This is a genomic window from Dechloromonas sp. ARDL1, assembly GCF_051122455.1.
GTDB lineage: Bacteria > Pseudomonadota > Gammaproteobacteria > Burkholderiales > Rhodocyclaceae > Azonexus.
In genome coordinates this window covers 3,998,583-4,019,269 of sequence record NZ_CP168939.1, presented here as the reverse complement: position 1 = coordinate 4,019,269, position 20,687 = coordinate 3,998,583, and the positions used below count along the sequence as shown (strand labels likewise).

Genomic DNA, 20,687 nt, shown 5'->3' with positions numbered 1-20,687 from the left:
TTGCCTCCGTCGTTTTACTTTCCCTGCATGTTACCCCAAAGCAGCTTGTGCAGTTGCAGCTGGAACCGCACATTCAGGCCGTCGGCGAGAATCCACTCCGCCAGCGACCGGGCTTCGAGCAGGCCCTGGGCAGGCGAGAGCAGAACCGGGCACAGACGGTCGAGATGGCGCTGACGAATCGCCTCACGCGCCCATTCGTAGTCGTCGCGCGAGGCGATGACCACCTTGATCTCATCGCGGGCATTCAGGCAATCCAGGTTGCTCCACAGGTTACGCTCGACCTCGCCGGAGCCCGGCGCCTTGAGGTCCATGATGCGCGACACGCGCGGATCGACACCGGCCACATCGAGCGCACCGGACGTTTCCAGCGACACGTCGTAACCCGCATCGCACAGGGCACTCAGCAGCGGCAGGCATTCCTTCTGAGACAATGGCTCGCCACCGGTCACGCAGACTTGCCGGGCCGGATACTTGCCCACCTCGGCCAGCACGGATTCAATGGTCGCCGCCTCGCCGCCGGTAAAGCTGTAGGTGGTATCGCACCAAGTACAGCGCAAGGGACAACCAGTCAGGCGGACGAAAACGGTCGGCAGGCCGACGCGTGACGCCTCACCCTGCAGCGAATAGAAAATTTCGGTGATGCGCAACGCCAATTACTTCTTCTTCAGTCTTTCGCGGGCCGCCTCGGCGGCCGGAGCACTCGGGTATTTGGCGACCAGGGTTTCCAGCGAGCGCCGGGCGGCGCCTGCGCCCCCCATTTCTTGCTGGCAAGTAGCCATCGCCAGCCAGGCATCAGGGGCCTTCGCACTGTCGGCATACTTGGTGGTCACCACGCTCTGTGCCTCGATGGCGCGCTTGCAGTCGCGCTGTGCATACCAGGCATTGCCCAGCCAGTACTGGGCATTGGGCGCCAGCTGGCTATCCGGATACTTCTGCACGAAGGCGCCGAATCCCGCTGCCGCCTCCTTGTACTTGGCGGCCTTGAACTGGTTCAGGGCAGCTTCGTACTCCTGCCCCTCCTTGACCGGATCGCCAACCGGCTTGGCCGGCGTTGCGGCCGCCGGATCGGCTCCGGCAGCAGCAACCGGGGTCTCGAACTTGCGCAGACGCGTATCTAGATCGAGGTAAAAATCCTGCTGGCGTTTCTTGGCCGTTTCCAGCTCGTAGTTCAAGGTTTCGATCTGCCCGCGCAAGCGGGCGATCTCTTCGGCCTGGCGCTGGATCTGCGCGGACAGATCCAACTGGGCCTTGGCCTGCTGGTCGAATCGCGCCTCGGTCTTGATGCGCAGATCGGAAATCTGGCGACGCGCTTCGTCGTCATCGAAGACGCCGGCCTGGGCTTGTGCAGCACCCAGGGCGGCAATCAGAAGGGCGATTCGAACCGGGCGCATGGCTTAGAACTCGCCGCGGCCGTCCGGGGCCTTGTAGAGGATGTCGGCGCGACGGTTCTCTGCCCAGGCGGCTTCATCATGCCCCGGGTTCTTCGGCTTTTCCTCGCCCAGGCTGACAGATTCGATCTGGTCATCCTTGACGCCGAGCAGGGTCAGCGAACGCTTCACCGCTTCGGCACGCTTCTGGCCGAGCGACAGGTTGTATTCGCGGCTGCCGCGCTCATCGGTATTGCCCTGGAGCAGAACCTTGTAGCCCTTGTTGGCGGTCAGGTACTTGGCATGGGCGGCGACCAGATCCTTGTACTCATCCTTGACTTCGTAGCTGTCGAGATCGAAATAGATGCTGCGCTGCGACAGCTTGCTCTTCGGATCGGTCAGTTCGCGCGGCAGGCCGCTGGCATCGAGGCCGCTGGCAGTCACCGGAGTCACGCCGGTGGAGGAGGAGCCGCCGGTACGCGACTCGACAGGGGCGCCGGCGCCGTCTTCCGGCAGCGGGGTGGTGGAACAGGCAGCCAGCAGGGCCGACAGCAAGGCAGGGATCAGCAGTTTTTTCACGGTGTTCTCCGGTGTGGATTATTGATAGTAGGGACCCCAGGCCGGTTCGCGGACATCGCCGGCCGCGACCGTGAGGCGTTGTTTGATCCTGCCATCGCTGGACACAGCCGATAGTACGCCGCGACCGCCAACTTCCGTGGCGATCAGGATCATGCGGCTGTTGGGAGCGAAACTGGGGGACTCATCCTTGTTCGAATCGCTCAGCACCTGGACCTGGCGGCTGGCCAGATCCATGACGGCAAGCTGGAAGCGGCCCTCGCGACGCGTAATGAAGGCAAGGCTCTTGCCATCCGGCGACGGGCGCGGCGACACGTTGTAGCTGCCTTCGAAGGTGACGCGGCGGGAGTCGCCGCCATTGGTACCCACCTGATAGATTTGCGGGCTGCCGCCCCGGTCCGAGGTGAAGAAAATGCTGCCGCCATCGGCCGCGTAGCGCGGCTCGGTATCGATACCTGAAGACTGGGTGATGCGCTGCAAGCCGCTACCGTCGGCATTGACCGTATAGATCTGAGAATTGCCGTCCTTGGACAGTACGACGGCGAGCTTGCGGCCGTCCGGCGACCAGGCCGGCGCCGAATTGGAGCCCTTGAAGTTGGCGACGATGATGCGCTGGCCGGAAGATAGGGAATGCACGTAGATGACCGGTTTCTTCTTCTCGAACGACACGTAGGCCAGCTTGCCGCCGTCCGGGGACCACACCGGGGAAATGATCGGCTCGGTCGAGGTCAGCGCGGTAGCTGCATTCTGACCGTCGGAATCGGCGATCTGCAGCAGGAACTGGCCACGCGATTTGACGACGTAGGCGATGCGCGTCGAGAAGACGCCCTTTTCGCCGGTCAGCTTTTCGTAGATATAGTCGGCGATGCGATGGCCAGCGGCGCGTAACTGGGTGTTGCTGGTGACGTAGGCAGCGCCGCCCAGCGACACGCCTTTTTGCGAGTCATACAGGCGGAAACGCGCTTCCATGCGGCCATCGGCACTGCGTGCGATGCTACCGGCGGCCAGTGCGTCGGCGCCCTTGCCCTTCCAGTCGGCATGGTTGATCGGTGCATTTTCGTCGAAGGCGAGGCCGTTGTGGTCGACCAACTTGAACAAACCGCTACGCTCCAGGTCGCTGCGCACGGTGGCGGTGATGACGCGGGACGCGGCGAAATCGCCCGGGAAATCGACAATGGCCACCGGGATACGGTTGGCACCTGCACCGGTGATCTCGATGGATAGCTGGGCCTGGGCCAGCCCCGTGGCGAGCAGGGCGAAGGCAAGGAAAACTCGGCGGGAAATTCGGGACATTGCGTTCATTTTCAAAAGTTTCGCGCGATTTTACTCTTCAAACGGGCGGTATTTGATTTCCAGCGTCCGCTCGAACAATGAGGGATCGTCCGGCTTGGGTAGCGGAGAGGATTTGCGGATCGCCCGCTCGATGGCGGCATCAAGCGCACCATTACCGCTTGAGCGCTTGAGGCGGACCTCAAGAACCTCGCCACCCGGCAACTGATCGACCATGAAGACGGCTTCCGGATTCCCCTGGATAGCCTGCGGCAGGACGATATTGCCACGAATCTTGCCGCGAATCTTGTTGGCGTAGTCGGCCTTGCCGCGCTTGTTCGACGACGCGCGCTGCTCGGCTTCGGCGGCAGCCGCATTGGCCATCTGCTGGGCAGAGGCCTGTGCCTTGGCCGAGGATTTCAGCTGCGAGGTCTCGCTGGCCAGTTCCTTGCTGAAATCGAATTTCGGTTGCGGCTTGGGTTCCGGTTTGGGTGGCTCCGGCTTTTTCGGTTCGGGTTTCGGCGGCTCCGGCTTCTTGGGCTCCGGCTTGGGCGGCTCGGGCTTTTTTTTCTCTTCCTTGACCACGATGTCCGGCTTTTTCGGCGGCGGGGGTTCGACCTTGGGCTCCGGCTTCGGCTCGGGTTTCGGTTGGGGCTTCACTTCCGGTTCGGGCGGTGGCGGAGGCGGCGCAACCTGCGTGGCCGGCCGCGACGTCGGCGACCACAACTCGACCTCGTATACCTCCGGCTTGCTGCGTTTCCACTGGACACCGAAGAACAGCACTACGACCAGCAGCAGATGCACCAGCACGGTCAGTGCCAGCGCATATTTCTTTCCAGGTTCGTCGGGCCGCTCGAGGATCATCGCTTACTTGCTGCGCGTTTCCAGGCCAACCTTGTCGAAGCGCAATTTCTTCACCTCGTCCAGGACCTCGATCACGTTCTTGTAGGGTGCATCGCCATCGCCGGCGACGAGCACGGCCGGCGCCTGTTCGCCATCGCCCTTCAGCGGGCCAAGGACGCTTTTCAACTCACGCAGGCTAGCGACCTTGGTTTCCTTGCCGTTGGTATCGAAAACCGACAAATGACCGTCCGGCTTGACCTCGACCTTGAGGTACTTGTCCGGCTTGCCCGGCGCCGTTCCCGATTCGGGTAGATTGACCGAACCGGTGGTCATCATCGGCGTCGCCACCATGAAGATGACGAGCAGCACCAGCATGACGTCGATGTAGGGCACGACGTTGATTTCGTTTTTCAGGCGGCGTTGGCGCATCAAGCCCTCCGCAAAAATGGGTCACGCGCCGCGAGGACGAGGCGGCGAATGAGACAGTGCGGATTGCACGGCGAAAGAGCCAACGAAGTCATCGCAAGCGTGGCCATTATTACCGCATCTGCCGCTGGATGATGTTGGAGAACTCTTCCATGAAGCTTTCGTAGCGCACGGCGAGACGGTCGATATCGTGCGAAAAGCGGTTATAGGCGAGCACGGCCGGAATCGCCGCGAACAGGCCGATGGCGGTAGCGACCAGCGCCTCGGCAATGCCGGGGGCGACCGAGGCGAGGGTCGCCTGGCCGACGTTGGAGAGCCCACGGAAGGCATGCATGATGCCCCAGACGGTGCCGAACAGACCGATGTAGGGGGACACCGAACCGACCGAGGCGAGGAAAGCGAGGTGCGACTCCAGACCATCCATCTCGCGCTGGTAGGTAGCGCGCATGGCGCGGCGGGAACCGTCGACGATGTCCTTGGGATCGAGGTTCTTCTGGCCGCGCAGCTTGGTGAATTCGCGGAAGCCGGCTTCGAAGATACGCTCCATCGAACCGGCGTGGTGGCGGTCGTTGACTGCGCTGTTGAACAAGTTGTTGAGGTCACCGCCAGACCAGAAATCGCGCTCGAAGGTCTCGGTCTTTTCGCGCGCCTGCTTGACGGCAAAGAGCTTCATGAAGATGTAGTACCACGACATCAGCGAAACGCCGGCGAGCAGCGCCATGACGATTTGCACGACCGCGCTGGCCTGCAGGATGAGGTGGAGGATGGAGAGGTCCTGGGTGACGTTCATTTAAGCGCTTCCAGCTTGGAATACAGAAAATCGGGAATCGGTGCGGGTTTCATGCTTGCCATCTCGACACAGGCGATCTCGACGGTACCGGTGACCAGTTCGTCGTCGCCGCGACGAACGTGCTGGCGAAAGACCACCCGCACGCGGGTCAGTTTTTCGACTTCGAGGCCCACCGTCAGTTGATCGTCGAGATGCGCCGGCCGCAGGTACTCGCAATTGGCCTTACGGGCGACGAAGCCGATGCCCGATTCGAGCACCAACTGGCGCTGGTCGTAGCCGGCCACACGCATCCACTCGGTACGACAGCGTTCGAAGAACTTCAGGTAATTAGCGTAATAAACGACCCCGCCCGCATCGGTGTCTTCGTAATAGACGCGCACCGGAATGGTGAAGGCATTGGGGCTGGGCTCAAATTTCATCCCGGGATTTTACCTTGCATCGCAACATTGTTTTGTAACGGTCTGTTTCTGCGACGATTGCAACCATTCGCTGAAAATTGACGACATCCTGAAGCTTAACGCCCGCCGCGCCGTTCGGCTGACACAAGCTATTCGTCGGCCAGCAAATCGCGGACGACGGCGCTGGCCGGCTCGGCCAGCCCAAGATGGCGGTAAATCGCCGGTGTGGCGATGCGGCCGCGCAGGGTGCGCTGCAAATAGCCTTGCTGGATCAGGTACGGCTCCAGCACGTCTTCGATGGTGTCGCGCGCCTCGCCGATGGCCGCAGCCAGGTTGTCGACGCCGACCGGCCCGCCGCCGAACTTGTCGATCACCGCCGACAGCAGCTTCCTGTCCATCAAGTCGAGCCCGGCCGGATCGACATCGAGCATGTGCAATGCCTTGTCGGCGACAACACGGGAAATGTTGCCATCAGCCTTGACCTCGGCGTAGTCGCGCACACGACGCAGCAGGCGGTTGGCGATACGCGGCGTGCCGCGCGAGCGCCTGGCGATTTCCAGCGCTCCTTCTGCGTCGATCGGCGCCCCCAGCAGCGAAGCCGAGCGACTGACGATGCTTTTCAGCTCATCCGCCGTGTAGAACTCCAGGCGGGCGACGATGCCGAAACGGTCGCGCAGCGGGTTGGTCAGCATACCGGCGCGCGTGGTGGCGCCGACCAGCGTAAAAGGCGGCAGATCCAGCTTCACCGAGCGGGCCGCCGGACCTTCGCCGATCATGATGTCGATCTGGAAATCCTCCAGCGCCGGATAGAGGATTTCCTCGACCACCGGGCTGAGGCGATGGATTTCATCGATGAATAGCACGTCGTGCGGTTCGAGGTTGGTCAGGATGGCGGCAAGGTCGCCAGCACGTTCGAGCACCGGACCCGAGGTCTGGCGCAGGTTGACGCCCATTTCGGCCGCGACGATGTGGGCCAGCGTGGTCTTGCCCAGCCCCGGAGGACCGAAAAGCAGCACGTGGTCGAGCGATTCGCTGCGTTTTTTCGCCGCCTGGATAAAGATTTCCAACTGTTCACGGATTTTCACCTGACCGGTGTAGTCGGCCAAGCGCTTGGGGCGCAGGGCGCGCTCCAGCGCTTCCTCCTGAGCCGATTTGCTTTGCGGGGCAATGATGCGGTCGCTGGCGACCAGCTTGTCGGTTTCGATCATGTGACGTGTTCCTCGCGAATCCAGCGGCGAAGCAGCATCTCGCCCAGTGCCAGCAACACCGGCCCGAGGAAGATGCCGATGAAGCCGAAGACCAGCACGCCGCCAAGCACGCCCAGCGCAATGAGCAGGATGGACAACCCGGCGCCGCGCGCCATCAGGATCGGCTTGACGAAATTGTCGATGCTGCTGATCACGAACAGACCGTAGAGCACCATGAAGACGGCCCAGCCGGTCTGCCCTTCGCTGTACAGCCAGGCCGCTGCGCCGCCCCAGATCAACGGCGGCCCGACCGGAATCATCGACAGGAAGAAGGTAGCGAAGCCGAGCAGAACGGCGGCAGGTACGCCGGCGATCAGGAAGCCGAGCATCGCCACGGTGCCTTGCGCCGCCGCCGTGCCGACGATGCCGAGCATGACCCCGACGACCGTGCCACGGGCCTTTTCGAGCATGTTCTCGCCAAGGTCGCCACCCAGCTTGCGTGAGCCGACCAGCAAGGCGTGGCTCAACGCGGCCCCATCGCGATACAGGAAAAAAACCACAAAGAGCACGAGCGCCATCTGTAACAAGCCGTTCGCGGCAATACCGGCGAGCGCCAGCGCCAACCGGCGGGCGGGCGCGATCAATTGCCGGATGGCGCCGTTGAGCTCCTCGCGGTCGACGGCGAGGCGATGCCAGGTCGCGTCGATCTCGGTGCCGATGAAAGGCAGGCCCCTCAACCAGTCCGGTGAATTCGCCGGCAGGCCCTGATTGACGTGGGGCTTGATGAACTCGATCAGCTTGTCCGCGCCATTGGCCAGCGAACCGGCCAGGAACAGCGTGGGCAGCAGCATGACCAATACCAGCGCCAGCGTCATCAGCGAGGCACCCAGGGTGTTGCGCCCGCCGATCGCGGGCAGCAGGCGGTCGGCGTAGAGACGCCAGGTACACACCCAGACCACGAAGGCAAACAGCACCGCGCCGATGAAGGGCAGCAACACAGCGATGCAGCCGACAATGAGCAGCACCACCAGCGCAATTTGCGCCATGCGCTTGGGGTCTTGTTCCTCGATCATCAGGCCTTGGAGAGCAATTTGAGCGCCTGGCGGATACCGTCGGACGTGGTCACGTCGGCCGGCAATTGCTTCATCGCCGCGGTCGCTTCCTTCTCGTTGTAGCCGAGGGCGAGCAGGGCATTGGCGATGTCCTGCTTGGTATCGTCGACCGGCGCATGCAGCGACACGCCAGTGGCATCGGCCAGCTTGCCCTTCAGTTCGAGGAGCAGGCGCTCTGCCGTCTTCTTGCCGATGCCGGGAATCTTGATCAGGCGGCCCAGTTCCTGCTGCGCCACGGCGGCCGAGAGATCATTGACCGATAGGCCCGACAGCACCGACAACGCAGTCCGCGCGCCGATACCGGACACCTTGAGCAGTTGGCGGAAGGCGAAACGTTCGGCCTCGGTCTGGAAACCGTAGAGGAAATGGCCGTCCTCACGCACGGCGAAATGCGTCAGCAACTTCGTCTTTTCACCCGCTGCCGGCAGGTTGTAGAAAGTGCTCATCGGCACGTCGAGCTCGTAGCCGACGCCGTTCACGTCGAGCACGATCTGCGGCGGATTTTTTTCGGCAAGGATGCCGGTGAGTCTTCCGATCATGGGGATTCCAGATACTGTATGTTCAAACAGTCATCATCCTATCAGGCGGCCGCCACGAACGCGATACCCGGCTGTCGCCAAGGCACCCAGACCTTGCCCGCCGTGGGCATGACAAATGGCGCAGGCCAGCGCGTCGGCGGCGTCGGCGGTCGGCGACCCGGCCAGCGACAAAAGCCGCACCACCATGTCCTGCACCTGCTCCTTGGCCGCCTTGCCGTGGCCGACCACGGCCTGCTTGACCTGCAACGCCGTGTATTCGGCCACCGGCAGCCCGCCGTGCACCAGCGCGCTGATCGCCGCACCGCGCGCCTGGCCGAGCAGCAGCGTCGATTGCGGATTGACGTTGACGAAGACCTTTTCCACCGCCGCCTGATCGGGCCGGTAGGTGGCTATCACCTCGCTGATCCCGGCAAACAGCGTGGCGATGCGCTCGGGCAGGGCCTGCTTGTCGTTCGACTTGATGCAGCCGCTGGCCACGTAAACCAGCTGGTTGCCATGCTTCTCGATGACACCAAAGCCCGTTACCCGGAGCCCCGGATCGATGCCCAGTATGCGTGGCACACTCATTTTACCCGCGCCACCAGATAGACCCCGCCAACCGCCACCAGCATGCCGATGATGGCCGTCAGGGTGAGCGTTTCACCGAAGACGACGAATGCGATCAACGCCGTGGTCGGCGGCGTCAGGTAGAACAGGCTGGCAACATTGACCGCGCTGCCACTACGGATCAGCAGGTTGAGCAGGCTGATCGCCCCGAGCGACAGCACCAGCACCAGCCAGCCCAGCGCGAACAGGAAATGGCCGCTCCAGTCGATACGGTAATCCTCGAACAGGGCGACGGCGATGGCCGTAACAATGGCCGTCGGCACAAACTGGATCACCGAGCCGCTGCGCAGGTCGAATTTCGGACAGAAGCGCTTCTGGTACAGCGTACCGGCGGTGATGCCGAGCAACGCGACGACTGCCGGAATCAGCATCGGCCCCAGCGCCCCATCGCCCAGCTTGCCCGACACAACCATGCCGACACCGACAAAGCCCAGGGCCAGTCCGCCCCATTGGCGCGCCGTCACCTTTTCGCCGAGCAGCCAGCCGGAACCGAGTCCCGTCAGCAGCGGCTGCATGCCGACGACCAGCGCGGTTATGCCCGCCGACAGGCCATGCTTGATCGCCACGAACACGCCGCCGAGATACACCGCATGCACCAGGCTGCCAGAGATGCCGATATGCAGCCAATCGCTGCGCCGGGCCGGCCATGGCGCACGCGTCGCCAGAGCGATGACCAGCATCAGGGCGATAACCAGGCCGTAGCGGGTAAGCAGGAAAGACAGGGGTTCGGCATAGGGCAGGCCGTACTTCGCGCCGATGAAGCCGGTACTCCACAGAAAGACGAACAGCAAGGGGTAGAGTCGTTGCATCAGGTTCAGTCCGGCGTGCAGTGCTTGCGGGCCTCGAGCAGGGTTTCGAAAAGCATGCGCGCGTCGCTGCTGGCACGATGGCGACGCAGCTGCAAGCGCAGCTCCACCGCAGCGCGCGTGGCATGCCACAGCTTCTGCTCACACTCGCCGAGCAGGTCACGGATATCCTTCAGCTGGAAGAGCGGCACCTGCTCCGCCGCATCGAACAGTTTGCTGAGCCAGACATAGTCGTACGCCCAGGCATCGCAGTAAACGTATTGGCCGCGCAGTTTTTCATTGAGCTCGTGGCAGACATCGCGCACCCGACGCCCCTTGTCAAACAGCAGCTCGCGCCGGATACCGTGAACCTTCTCGGCCGATTCGTCCCAATGGCTCCACGCCGGCTCCGGCGCGATCAGTGTGCAATAGGCCCGGCCGTCCGGCAGATACAGCCCGACCTCGATCGGATAACTGCCCTTCCCGAACCCGGAGGCCTCGATATCGATGATGGCCGGCTGGATCATTCAGCCGCCGCGCGCCTCAGTCGCAACGCGCCCGGCAGGCAGCCGAATTGGCCGCGCAGGCCTTGTCATCTTCAACCTTGCAGGCGACCTTGGTCCGATGGGTAAAACTGACCCCGTTCGGATAATTGCACACGACCTTGGTGATCGACCCCTGTTTCGCGACCTTCATGCCGGTCGCCGACAGCGCCTTGAGCTTGCCCGGCGGCAGGTCGCAGGAAACATAGCCGTCGAAGGCACCATCCGCCGACTCCCACAGGGCGGTGTTCTTCATCGCCCGGTAGTCGTCGTAGCGCATGCAGTTGTCCGTTTCGCCGGCATACGCCTTCTTGTCGTCGCTACAGAAGCCGCTGTAGGTGTGCTTCAACTCCTCCTCGCTCGGGCAGGCATTGACCTGCTTTGCCGCAGCCAGGTCCGGACAGCTGAACTGTGCCGCACCGGCGGACAAGGACAGAACAAGCAAAAACAGGGCGGGGAGAATCCGGCGGAATTTCACAAACGATCCTTTATAACGCGATATGCAATCAAAAAGCCGGCATCGTCACCCAACAACGGCGAATTACCGGCAATCGGCTTATTCTTCGATAACCGCCGTCGTATAGATTTCCTGCACGTCGTCGAGGCCTTCCAGGGCGTCGAGCAGCTTCTGCATCTTCACGGCGTCGTCGCCGGTGAACACGTTCTCGCCCTCCGGCTTCATCGTCACTTCGCTGAATTCCGGCGTAAAGCCAGCGGCTTCCAGTGCATCCTTGACGGCAATGAACTCGGTCGGCGCGGTGATCACCTCGATCGAACCGTCGTCATTGGTCGCCACGTCCTCGGCACCGGCTTCGATGGCGGCATCCATCAGCGCGCCTTCGTCGGTGCCCGGGGCAAACAGCATCTGGCCGCAGTGCTTGAACTGGAAAGCCACGCAGCCGTCGGTACCCATGTTGCCGCCGTGCTTGGAGAAGGCATGGCGCACTTCGGCGACGGTGCGGGTCTTGTTGTCGGTCAGGCAGTCGACCATGATCGCCGCGCCGCCGATACCGTAGCCTTCGTAACGAACCTCGACGTAATCGACGCCTTCGAGTTCGCCGGTGCCCTTCTTGATCGCGGTATCGATCTTGTCCTTGGGCATATTGACGGCCTTGCCCTTGTCCACGGCCACGCGCAGGCGCGGATTGAAGCTGATGTCGCCGCCGCCCATCTTGGCAGCCACGGTGATTTCCTTGGCGATCTTGGAGAAGGCGGCGCCGCGCTTCTCGTCCTGGCGACCTTTACGGTGCTGAATATTGGCCCATTTGGAATGACCAGCCATGATGATGTCCCACTGCAATAAACAAAGAAGGCGAGATTTTACCCGCCGCAAGCTTTCTCGTCAGGTCGGCGGCTTACGCTATTTCACAAAGCCGCAGCCCGGCGTTGCTAGAATGTTTGGATAATTTTCCCGAGGAACCCGCCGCCATGTCCGATCCCCTGTATCTCGCCAAGTCCGAAGACGGTTATCCTGCCCTGCTGCCGCAAATGGCCAATCGTCATGGCCTGATCACCGGCGCGACAGGAACCGGCAAGACGGTCACCCTGCAATCCATCGCCGAGCGCCTTTCCTACGCTGGCGTGCCGGTCTTCATGGCCGATGTGAAGGGTGATCTCTCGGGCATGGGCGCCCCCGGCAATCCCTCCGAAAAGCTGTTGAAGCGCGTCGCTGAGCTCGGCCTCGAAGGCTTCCAGCCCTACGCCAATTCCGTCGCCTTCTGGGATGTCTTCGGCGAAAACGGCGTGCCGGTACGCGCCACGATTTCCGACATGGGCCCGCTGCTGCTCGCCCGCCTGCTCAACCTCAACGACACCCAGGCCGGCGTGCTGCAACTGGTCTTCAAGATCGCCGACGACCAGGGCCTGCTCCTGCTCGACCTCAAGGACCTGCGCGCCATGGTCCAGAACGTCGGCGACAACGCCAAGAGCTACACCACCGAATACGGCAACATCGCCTCCGCCTCCATCGGCGCCATCCAGCGCGGTCTGCTCACCCTCGAACAGCAAGGCGGCGACAGCTTCTTCGGCGAACCGATGCTCAACATCAACGACCTGATGCAGGTCGACAGCAACGGGCGCGGCGTCATCAACATCCTCGCCGCCGAAAAGCTGGTGCAGGCCCCGGCGCTCTACTCCACCTTCCTGCTCTGGCTGCTCTCCGAACTGTTCGAGCAGTTGCCGGAAGCCGGCGACCTCGACAAGCCCAAGCTCGTCTTCTTCTTCGACGAAGCCCACCTGCTCTTCAGCGATGCCCCGCAAGCCCTGACCGACAAGGTCGAGCAGGTCGTCCGCCTGATCCGCTCCAAGGGCGTCGGCGTCTATTTCGTCACGCAGAACCCGCTCGACGTCCCGGAAAAAATCCTCGGCCAGCTCGGCAACCGCGTCCAGCACGCCCTGCGTGCCTTCACGCCGCGCGACCAGAAGGCCGTGCAGGCCGCTGCGCAAACCATGCGCGCCAACCCCAAGTTCGACGCCGCCACCGTCATCACCGAACTCGGCGTCGGCGAAGCGCTGGTTTCCTTCCTCGACGAGAAAGGCCGCCCCAACGTCGTCGAACGCAGCATCATCTTCCCGCCCGCCTCGCGCCTCGGCCCGCTGACCGCCGATGAGCGCAAGGCCATGATCGCCGCCTCGCCGATGCTTGCCGCCTACGGCCAGGGCGTGGACCGCGAATCAGCCTACGAAGTCCTCAAGGGCAAACCGACCGCCCAAGCACCCACGGCACCGGGCGCCATTCCCGCCCCCAAGGGTGGCGGCATGAACGCCAACGACTGGGGCAACCACGCCGGCCAGTCGCAACCGCAGCCGCGCTACGAACAGGCCCCACAACGCCAACCCGCCCCCGAAGCCCAGGCTGAACCCGGCGGCGGCATCCTCGGCGGCCTCGGCGACATCCTGATGGGCAGCACCGGTCCGCGCGGCGGCAAGCGCGAAGGCGTGCTCGAAAGCGCCGCCAAGAGCGCCGCACGCGGCGTCGCCGGAACAGTTGGTCGCGAAATCGGCAAGCAGATTCTGCGCGGGGTGCTGGGGTCGATTTTGGGTGGGCGGCGCTAACAAGACCTCCGTCGCCACCATGCCACACCGACTTTTCGTTTCTCGAGGAATTTTCAGTGTCCGTTGACTCCTCCTTCTACGTCTACGCACTTAAAGACCCTCGCAGTTCTCCAGCATTGCCTTTCTACATTGGCAAAGGTACAGGTACGCGCTCCTTCGACCACCTGACCAAACCCGATAGCACCCGCAAAGGACTTCGCATTCAGGAGATTCAGGCTTCCGGTGCCAATGTGCTCGTTTCTCGCCTCGTCGACTCACTGACTGAACAACAGGCCATGAAGTTGGAAGCTGAGTTGATTGCCTCATTTGGAACGATCGACACGGGTGGCTTGCTTACCAACTCGGTCCTACCGTCCGGACTTGGCAAGAAAGCCCGCAAATCAGTTGTTCTGCCATCAGGAACCAAAGAAAAAGCCCAGCTTGGCCTTGCTCTGCTCAAGGAATCAGTACTTGAATTAGCAAAAGCAAATCCGAAAGGGATTTCAAATTCTGACGCAGCAAGCCTTCTGGGACTTCGTAGCGACTATGGCGGTGGCTCGAAGGATTATCTTTCGTACAGCGTCATCGGGATTTTGATGCGTGAAGGTAAGCTTGCTCGAGACGAATCCTCCAGGAAGCACATCGCGCGCGTCGAATAGCAGCAATTCTCAAGAATAATCAACCCGGCATACCCCTTGCATAGTAGCCCCCGTCACCATGATTTTTTCGGGGTTGCACCATGGCAATTGCCTCTCTGGCCGCATCGGCGGCGCTTTCGCTGGTTGGATCGGTCGCCAAGAGCCTGATTTCACCCAGTCAACCGGCGGCAACATCAGCCGCTGGGGTGGAAAATTCTGCCGCCGTAAAAATCTCCGAGGCCGGGCTGGCACGGCTGGCGGCCGAGGCAAACACCTCCGGGGGCAAGAACGGGGCAACCTACGACACCTCGCAAGGCAGCCAGGCACTCGATATCGACGCCTATTTCACACCCGATCCGTCGCGCTCGCTGATGTCGATACCGCTGTTGATGCCGACGCAGAACAATATCAACGCCTTGAGCCAACAGGTATCGGCCAAGATGCCGGGCTTTCTGGCAAAACACGGTATTCCCGAAGCGCCAGCGAGCATTACCTACGATGCCTACGGCCAGATTCAATTTCCCGGCAATTACGCCTATGCGACACAGTTTCGCGAAGCCCTAGCCGACGATCCGGTGCTCGCCCGCCAACTGAGCACCGTGAGCGCCCTGTCGTCGCAGATGACAGAGATGAACAAGGCATTGAAGTTCGATACCGAATACCGTGCCGCCCGCAGCCCGTCCGAAATTCAGGCGGTGATTGCCAAGTACCGAGCCTTGCTCGACGGCCAGACCACGCCCTCTACCATAGCGCTGCATTTCGACGGGCAAAACCGCCTGACAGTCACTGCCGACGGCAAGCCGCTGGCCGCCTAGCATGATGCCTTGATTTCGCCGCCGGGCGAACGGGCATACCTGGCTGATTCCGCAGCGGGATTTGTTCGCCGCTGATCGAGAACCCATTGCTGAAACCGGTGTCGAAAAACCATTCCCCGAGAGGAGTGCGACGCCATGCCAGGAACCGTTCGTCTTCACCGTGTCTTGAAAGCGCCTGCCGAACGCTTGTACCGAGCCTTCACGACAGCCGAGGCGATGGCCAAGTGGCTGCCGCCGCATGGCTTCACGTGCACCGTCCATCATCTCGATGCACGGGTCGGCGGCAGCTTCCGCATGTCCTTCACCAGCTTTTCGACCCAGCAGGAACACAGCTTCGGCGGTGAATACCTCGAACTCGTTCCCTACAGCTTGCTGCGCTACACCGACCGCTTCGACGACCCCAGCTTGCCGGGCGTCCTGAATGTGACCGTGATGCTGACGCCGGTGCTGTGCGGCACCGAGTTGAACATCGTGCAGGAAGGCATTCCCGACGCAATCCCAGTCGAGATGTGCTATCTCGGCTGGCAGGAATCGCTGGCGCAGCTGGCGGCACTGGTCGAACCGGAAATCCCGCAGTAGCGCTATCGACTCCCATGATTGCCATATCGCCGGGGAAGGCAATCGCCACCCCGGGATAGAAATGCGCCTATCATTCCGCATCCATTCCTCCGAAAGTTTACAAGATGACAAATTCCCAACGCATCCGCTTTGCCACCATTCCGCTGGCAGGCCTGCTGCTGGCGCTCCAGGGCTGCACGACCGAAGCGTGGTACAAGGGCTACAATCAGTCTTTCGAGCATCACTGTCGCAAGCAGCCGCCCGACGAAAGCCAGAAGTGTCTGGAACAACTCAACAAGACCAGCTATTCCGACTACGAAAAGGAACGTGCGGCGCAAAAGCAGTAGCTGCGTGGAGCATCGCCCATTGGCGGCGCCTCAATCATTCTTGCGAAAGTTTTCCTTGCCCATGTTGCCCCGTCCCATTTGGCCGAGAGCGCAGTCTTTCCCGAAACCCGAGCACGCGGACCCATGCAGCATATTCCTCCCGACAAACCGTGAGCGATGCAGACACCATGCCCTACGTCAATATTCAAATCACCAAGGGCGCAAGCCGTGAACAAAAAGCGGAACTGGTCCGGGAGGTCACCGGCTCCCTGGCCCGTATTCTTGGCAAGAAGCCCGAGCATACACATATCGTCATCCAGGAAATAAACGAAGAAGACTGGGGATTTGCCGGTCTGCTGACCGACGACTGGAAAAGGCAGGCAAGCGACCCAAACGCCTGACAAGCCCCGGCCCGCCTGTGCTCCGCCACCCCACGACACAGGCGGCCTGTCAAAATAGTTCGGATGAAGATCACGACCTTCCCACCCCTCCTCGATCACATCACGGTCACCGCCCCCACCCTGGAAGCAGGTAGCGCATTCGTGCGCGAGGTGCTGGGGGTCGCGCCACAAGAGGGCGGAGAGCACCCGCGCATGGGAACGCACAATCACCTTTTGCGCCTCGGCGAATCGATGTTTCTCGAAGTGATCGCGATCAACCCGTCAGCCGTCGGCCCCGATCGCCCCCGTTGGTTCGCACTCGATACGCTGAGTCCGCACGCGCTGCCGACGCTGTCGACCTGGGTCGTCCGCACCACGGACATTCGGCGTGCCTTGACGGCTTCATCAGAGCACCTGGGCCGTATCGAACCGATGCGTCGCGGTACGCTCGACTGGTTGATCACCATCCCCGAAGACGGTTCGTTACCGCTGGCCGGCCTTGCCCCTGCGCTGATCGAATGGTCGTCCGCCGCGCACCCCGCCGCCAAGCTCATCGACCACAACCTGCATCTCATGAAGCTGGAGCTGTTTTCACCGCACCCCGAACGCCTCGAACACCTGCTCCGGGCACTGGGAGTCGATGCTCCGGTATCGATCCGCCCAGCCCCTGTCGCACGGCTCGTCGCCCACATCGCCACACCGCAAGGCATCCGCCTGCTATCGTCTCCGGATGCAACCGACAACGCCCCATGCCCACCCATACCCAGACCATCATGAATCTCGACGGCGCGCTCGCCGTGCACAGCTGATCGCCGACTCAACGCGCAGCCATGCACGACCTGCCCCCACTCCACGCCTTGCCTGCTTTTGAAGCTGCGGCCCGCCTGGGCAGCTTTCAGGCGGCGGCCACAACCCTGCACCTGACGCCATCGGCGATCAGCCATCGCATTCGCCAGTTGGAGGCGCACCTCGGACAGGACCTGTTCGAGCGGCGGCATCGGGCCATCGTGTTGACGGCCACTGGGCGGCGTTACCTGGCGGTGGTGCGCGATGCCCTGGTTCGCCTCGACGAAGCCAGCGCCGTGCTGCGCGCGCCGCGTCGGGAACGCCTGCGCATTTCGGTGGCGCCGGCCTTGGGCAGCAAATGGCTGGTCTCCCGTATTGCCCAGTACCAGGAAGCGCATCCCGACCTCGAATTCAGCCTGGCCACCGCCACCGGCCTCGGCCCCTTGCTCAATGGCGAGGCGGACATCGGCCTGCGCTACGGCGAGGAGGAATGGCCGGGACTTCTCGCCTGGAAGCTGTTCGAGGAACGGGTGTTTCCGGTGTGTTCGCCAGCCCTGTCCAGCGGGCTCAAGTCACCCGTCGACCTTGATTGCGTACACCTGTTGCGTCATCCCCTGCTCTCCTGGCAGCGCTGGTTCGCGGTCGCCGGGCTGGATCGCCCCGAACCGGCCACCGGCCCGATCTACGAGGATGCCCTGCTCATGCTCGAAGGCGCTGTTGCCGGGCACGGCGTGGCGCTGATGGCGGCAACGCTGGCCCAGCCTTATCTGGATGCCGGGCAATTGGTCAGGCCCTTCGCCGAGGATTGCCCTGACCGCAGCTTCTATGTTGTCGCGCCACCGGCCGCGCAGGACAAGCCGGCGGTCGTCGCCTTCATTCGCTGGCTGCAGCGCTCGACACGCTGAAGACAGAACCGGGGCAGTTGCCGTTTGCAGCGGCAGGGTGACTACCCGCTCAGGGATGGGCGGCTGATCGACGACAGGTTCATAGCGTGCCTACCTGGTTTCGCGGTAGCAAGCGCTGGCACCGGAATACGCATGAATTGAATTCATCCAAACCCAAATCAATTCGTTTGAGCACGCCTGAATGCCCCGGCATGCTTCATTCACCGCCGACTTCCGTCCGCGCCTCGCCTACCCGGCACCGGCCGCCACGGAAAACGCCACCTCACCCCGGTGCGCTCCAGGGCCGCCCCCGCGGCCATTTCACGGATTTCTGGAGAACGATCATGCAAGACCGCGACGGTTATATCTGGCTCGACGGCCAATGGCTGCCCTGGCGCGAAGCAAAGGTGCACGCACTGACCCATACCCTGCATTACGGCTACGGTTGCTTCGAGGGCATCCGCGCCTACGAAACGGCCAACGGCCCAGCCATCTTCAGGCTTGACGAGCATGTGCGCCGGCTGGTGGATTCGGCCCATATCCTCGCCATCGACCTGCCGGTCGACCGTGCCACCCTGAGCAGCCTCTGCTGCGAAGCGATTCGCCGCAACGAGCTGCGCAGCGGCTACATCCGCCCGCTGGTTTTCCTCGGTGCCGAAAAGCTCGGCGTCGATCCGGCCGGCGCCGACACTCACGTCATGGTGGCCGCCTGGCCTTGGGGCGCCTACCTGGGCGGCAATGCCATCAAGGACGGCATCCGCGTCCGCGTCTCGTCGTATGCCCGTCATCACCCGAACGTCCAGATGTGCCGGGCCAAGGCGATTTCCACCTACGCGAATTCCATCCTGGCCGTGCGCGAAGCGCGGCGCGACGGCTACGATGAGGCGCTGTTGCTCGACACGGAAGGCTATGTGGCCGAAGGATCGAGCGAGAACGTGTTCATCGTGCGCGATGGCGAAGTGTTGCAACCGGAAACCACCTCGGCGCTCGACGGCATTACCCGACGTACGGTGGAAACGCTGGCCCGCGAGGCCGGGCTGACCGTGCGCGCCAAGCGCATCACGCGTGACGAGGTGGTTTGCGCCGACGAGGTCTTCCTGACCGGCACGGCCGCCGAAATCACGCCGGTGATCGAGGTGGATCGCCGGCGCATCGGGACCGGCCAGCCGGGGCCAGTGACTCGCCTGCTGCAACAGCGTTACTTCGCCTGCGTCAGGGGCGAGGATGCCAGCCACACCGCTTGGCTAACGCCCATCTGATGCCTGCCGGGGCCACCAACACGGACCCCGGGCAAGGGTTTCAGGCACGACGCCGGAAGCCGCGCAGCATCTCCCACTGGTGCGCGCTCAAGCCAAGCAGGATGAGCGCCGTACCGGCCCACAGGCGCAGCCCGATCGTCTCGCCGTTGAACCAGTGCCCCAGGAAGAGGGCGATGACCGGGGTGATCAACGTGATCAGCGCCACTTTCGCGGTCTCGAGATGCTTGATCACGTAGTAGTACATGGCGAAGCCGATTACCGAACCGAAAACGCCGAGATAGGCGATGGCCGCCCCGGCACGCGGCGGCACGACGGCTGGCAACTGGCCGTCGCCGAACCACCACACCATCCCGAACAGCGGCAGCGAAACCGTCAGCGTCCCTAGCGTTGTTGCCAGCGGCGGGCTGTCGTCGCCGATCTCCTTCAGCCAAACCATCCCACCCGAATAAATTGCCACGGCCGACAGGATGGCCGCCAAACCCATCAGCGCCGAGGCGTGGCCAAGGCTGTCGCCATGGATGAAGATGGTCGCCAACCCGGCTGCGCCGAGCAACATGCCAAGCAATTTCATCGGCGTCAGCGAGCGCTCGCCGACGAATAGCGCGCCGAGAATGGCGGCAGCGAGCGGCGACAAACCGAAGAGAACCGAAATCAGGCCGGAATGCACGTAACGGGCGCCCCAATAGGTCAGCGCCATCGCCCCGAACAAGGCCAGGCCGCCGACCAGATAAGCACGACGCGCCCGCGCATGCAGCGGAATGCGAATACGCCACAGCGCAATGACCAAGCTGGCGACGACGACACCAATCGCCATGCGGGCCAGCACGGCCAGCGCAAAACCGATGCCTTGCGTGCTCCACTGGATGGCCAGCGGGGTGGTGGACCAGATGACGATGATGCCGAGATAGGCGAGCGGAACGGACATGCGATTCTCCAGGTTTAGTTCGCGGGGGGTGACGGGGGATGCAAGGCTGCGTGATGTTGGTGCTCGCGCTCGATGAAGGCGGCGATCATGGCCCGCCAGGTGGCCTCGACCACATCGGGGTCGGCACCGCTTTCCAGCGCCAGGGCATTCACCTTGGCCAGTACTTGGGCAACGCGCTGCGGCGCCGGAATCTCATCGGCCGTCTGCTTGAAAGCGGCGGCCTGGCGCACATAGGCACCACGCTCGGCAATCAGCGCGACCAGCTGGCTATCCACGCGATCGATGTGGCGACGAACCTCGGCCAGCGAGGTGCAGGGGGTAACGGGGATCATGGCGACTCCTTGTGATGAATGGAACGACGGAAAACAAAAAGGCCGCGGGTTTCGATGCCGCGGCCTTGGAATGAAATCGGGATGAATCGACGACTAATACACCACAGGCCCCGGGCAAACGACAACGCGCCACGCGCGCAGGGCGCGGCAGGGCAGTTGATGCAGGGAGAAGGTGACGGGTAGTCGAGTCATGGCTTTATTTTGGCGGCATATTGTGCAGTGCGTCAAGCCGCACTCGGTGCCGGTTGGGGGCAGGATATCCCGAGGGGAAAAACAGCCCGCCGCCGAGGAAAGAGTTTAATATTAGAGTT

At 62.6% G+C, this 20,687-nt stretch carries 27 protein-coding genes; 9 read left to right on the top strand and 18 right to left on the bottom strand.

Annotated features, from left to right (window positions below; genetic code table 11):
• Positions 1-14 precede the first annotated feature (14 nt).
• The 16 genes from queE to AB6Q56_RS19820 form a co-directional block, all read right to left on the bottom strand.
• A complete protein-coding gene (gene queE, locus AB6Q56_RS19895) occupies positions 15-653 on the bottom strand; it encodes a 7-carboxy-7-deazaguanine synthase QueE (protein WP_434514757.1) in 639 nt (212 codons plus the stop codon).
• Entirely contained in the window at positions 654-1,391 is a 738-nt protein-coding gene (gene ybgF / locus AB6Q56_RS19890; RefSeq protein ID WP_434514756.1) for a tol-pal system protein YbgF, read from the bottom strand.
• Positions 1,392-1,394: 3 nt separating this feature from the next.
• Complete coding sequence (pal, locus tag AB6Q56_RS19885; RefSeq protein ID WP_434514755.1) at positions 1,395-1,946, bottom strand: peptidoglycan-associated lipoprotein Pal; 552 nt, start codon at positions 1,944-1,946, stop codon at positions 1,395-1,397.
• A gap of 18 nt (positions 1,947-1,964) precedes the next feature.
• Positions 1,965-3,236 (bottom strand): Tol-Pal system beta propeller repeat protein TolB, encoded by a 1,272-nt coding sequence (gene tolB, locus AB6Q56_RS19880; protein ID WP_434514754.1) that lies wholly within the window; start codon positions 3,234-3,236, stop codon positions 1,965-1,967.
• 30 nt (positions 3,237-3,266) lie between these two features.
• Complete coding sequence (locus AB6Q56_RS19875) at positions 3,267-4,076, bottom strand: energy transducer TonB (protein WP_434514753.1); 810 nt, start codon at positions 4,074-4,076, stop codon at positions 3,267-3,269.
• Positions 4,077-4,079: 3 nt separating this feature from the next.
• Complete coding sequence (locus AB6Q56_RS19870) at positions 4,080-4,484, bottom strand: ExbD/TolR family protein (RefSeq protein ID WP_434514752.1); 405 nt, start codon at positions 4,482-4,484, stop codon at positions 4,080-4,082.
• Between the two features lie 109 nt (positions 4,485-4,593).
• The gene (tolQ, locus tag AB6Q56_RS19865; RefSeq protein ID WP_434514751.1) at positions 4,594-5,271 is read right to left on the bottom strand and encodes a protein TolQ; all 678 of its coding nucleotides are present in this window, start codon (positions 5,269-5,271) and stop codon (positions 4,594-4,596) included.
• Positions 5,268-5,690, bottom strand: coding sequence for a tol-pal system-associated acyl-CoA thioesterase (gene ybgC, locus AB6Q56_RS19860; RefSeq protein WP_434514750.1), 423 nt, complete (start codon positions 5,688-5,690; stop codon positions 5,268-5,270). The genes tolQ and ybgC overlap by 4 nt, the downstream gene beginning before the upstream one ends.
• 128 nt (positions 5,691-5,818) lie before the next feature.
• Positions 5,819-6,877: a Holliday junction branch migration DNA helicase RuvB gene (gene ruvB / locus AB6Q56_RS19855; protein ID WP_434514749.1), complete on the bottom strand. Its 1,059-nt coding sequence runs from the start codon at positions 6,875-6,877 to the stop codon at positions 5,819-5,821.
• On the bottom strand, positions 6,874-7,929 hold the full coding sequence (locus AB6Q56_RS19850) for an AI-2E family transporter (RefSeq protein ID WP_434514748.1): 1,056 nt from the start codon (positions 7,927-7,929) through the stop codon (positions 6,874-6,876). The genes ruvB and AB6Q56_RS19850 overlap by 4 nt, the downstream gene beginning before the upstream one ends.
• Positions 7,929-8,507, bottom strand: a complete 579-nt coding sequence (ruvA, locus tag AB6Q56_RS19845; RefSeq protein ID WP_434514747.1) for a Holliday junction branch migration protein RuvA — start codon at positions 8,505-8,507, stop codon at positions 7,929-7,931. Before ruvA ends, AB6Q56_RS19850 begins: the two co-directional genes overlap by 1 nt.
• A gap of 33 nt (positions 8,508-8,540) precedes the next feature.
• Positions 8,541-9,074, bottom strand: a complete 534-nt coding sequence (ruvC, locus tag AB6Q56_RS19840) for a crossover junction endodeoxyribonuclease RuvC (RefSeq protein ID WP_434514746.1) — start codon at positions 9,072-9,074, stop codon at positions 8,541-8,543.
• The gene (locus AB6Q56_RS19835; RefSeq protein WP_434514745.1) at positions 9,071-9,922 is read right to left on the bottom strand and encodes a DMT family transporter; all 852 of its coding nucleotides are present in this window, start codon (positions 9,920-9,922) and stop codon (positions 9,071-9,073) included. The genes ruvC and AB6Q56_RS19835 overlap by 4 nt, the downstream gene beginning before the upstream one ends.
• Positions 9,923-9,927: 5 nt before the next feature.
• Entirely contained in the window at positions 9,928-10,425 is a 498-nt protein-coding gene (locus AB6Q56_RS19830; protein ID WP_434514744.1) for a 3'-5' exonuclease, read from the bottom strand.
• Positions 10,426-10,441: 16 nt separating this feature from the next.
• Entirely contained in the window at positions 10,442-10,918 is a 477-nt protein-coding gene (locus tag AB6Q56_RS19825) for a hypothetical protein (RefSeq protein WP_434514743.1), read from the bottom strand.
• 78 nt (positions 10,919-10,996) lie between these two features.
• Entirely contained in the window at positions 10,997-11,722 is a 726-nt protein-coding gene (locus tag AB6Q56_RS19820) for a YebC/PmpR family DNA-binding transcriptional regulator (protein WP_434514742.1), read from the bottom strand.
• A gap of 146 nt (positions 11,723-11,868) precedes the next feature.
• Between AB6Q56_RS19820 and AB6Q56_RS19815 the strand changes: the two genes are divergently transcribed.
• The 9 genes from AB6Q56_RS19815 (at position 11,869) to AB6Q56_RS19775 (ending at position 19,119) form a co-directional block, all read left to right on the top strand.
• Positions 11,869-13,494 carry a helicase HerA-like domain-containing protein gene (locus AB6Q56_RS19815; protein ID WP_434514741.1) on the top strand — a complete coding sequence of 542 codons (1,626 nt, stop codon included), beginning with the start codon at positions 11,869-11,871 and terminating at the stop codon, positions 13,492-13,494.
• 56 nt (positions 13,495-13,550) lie between these two features.
• On the top strand, positions 13,551-14,132 hold the full coding sequence (locus AB6Q56_RS19810; RefSeq protein ID WP_434514740.1) for a GIY-YIG nuclease family protein: 582 nt from the start codon (positions 13,551-13,553) through the stop codon (positions 14,130-14,132).
• 80 nt (positions 14,133-14,212) lie between these two features.
• Complete coding sequence (locus AB6Q56_RS19805) at positions 14,213-14,926, top strand: hypothetical protein (RefSeq protein ID WP_434514739.1); 714 nt, start codon at positions 14,213-14,215, stop codon at positions 14,924-14,926.
• Positions 14,927-15,061: 135 nt separating this feature from the next.
• On the top strand, positions 15,062-15,505 hold the full coding sequence (locus AB6Q56_RS19800) for an SRPBCC family protein (RefSeq protein WP_434514738.1): 444 nt from the start codon (positions 15,062-15,064) through the stop codon (positions 15,503-15,505).
• 104 nt (positions 15,506-15,609) lie between these two features.
• Positions 15,610-15,831 carry a hypothetical protein gene (locus tag AB6Q56_RS19795; protein ID WP_434514737.1) on the top strand — a complete coding sequence of 74 codons (222 nt, stop codon included), beginning with the start codon at positions 15,610-15,612 and terminating at the stop codon, positions 15,829-15,831.
• A 167-nt stretch (positions 15,832-15,998) separates the two neighbouring features.
• A complete protein-coding gene (locus AB6Q56_RS19790; RefSeq protein ID WP_434514736.1) occupies positions 15,999-16,211 on the top strand; it encodes a tautomerase family protein in 213 nt (70 codons plus the stop codon).
• A 63-nt stretch (positions 16,212-16,274) separates the two neighbouring features.
• On the top strand, positions 16,275-16,967 hold the full coding sequence (locus AB6Q56_RS19785) for a VOC family protein (protein WP_434514735.1): 693 nt from the start codon (positions 16,275-16,277) through the stop codon (positions 16,965-16,967).
• 53 nt (positions 16,968-17,020) lie between these two features.
• The gene (locus tag AB6Q56_RS19780) at positions 17,021-17,881 is read left to right on the top strand and encodes a LysR substrate-binding domain-containing protein (RefSeq protein ID WP_434514734.1); all 861 of its coding nucleotides are present in this window, start codon (positions 17,021-17,023) and stop codon (positions 17,879-17,881) included.
• Between the two features lie 323 nt (positions 17,882-18,204).
• Positions 18,205-19,119 (top strand): branched-chain amino acid transaminase, encoded by a 915-nt coding sequence (locus tag AB6Q56_RS19775; protein ID WP_434514733.1) that lies wholly within the window; start codon positions 18,205-18,207, stop codon positions 19,117-19,119.
• 40 nt (positions 19,120-19,159) lie between these two features.
• On the opposite strand, the gene AB6Q56_RS19770 is transcribed toward AB6Q56_RS19775, so the two are convergent.
• Together AB6Q56_RS19770 and AB6Q56_RS19765 are read right to left on the bottom strand one after the other, a co-directional pair.
• The gene (locus tag AB6Q56_RS19770) at positions 19,160-20,044 is read right to left on the bottom strand and encodes a DMT family transporter (RefSeq protein WP_434514732.1); all 885 of its coding nucleotides are present in this window, start codon (positions 20,042-20,044) and stop codon (positions 19,160-19,162) included.
• 14 nt (positions 20,045-20,058) lie between these two features.
• Positions 20,059-20,376, bottom strand: coding sequence for a chorismate mutase (locus tag AB6Q56_RS19765; RefSeq protein ID WP_434514731.1), 318 nt, complete (start codon positions 20,374-20,376; stop codon positions 20,059-20,061).
• Between the last annotated feature and the right edge of the window lie 311 nt (positions 20,377-20,687).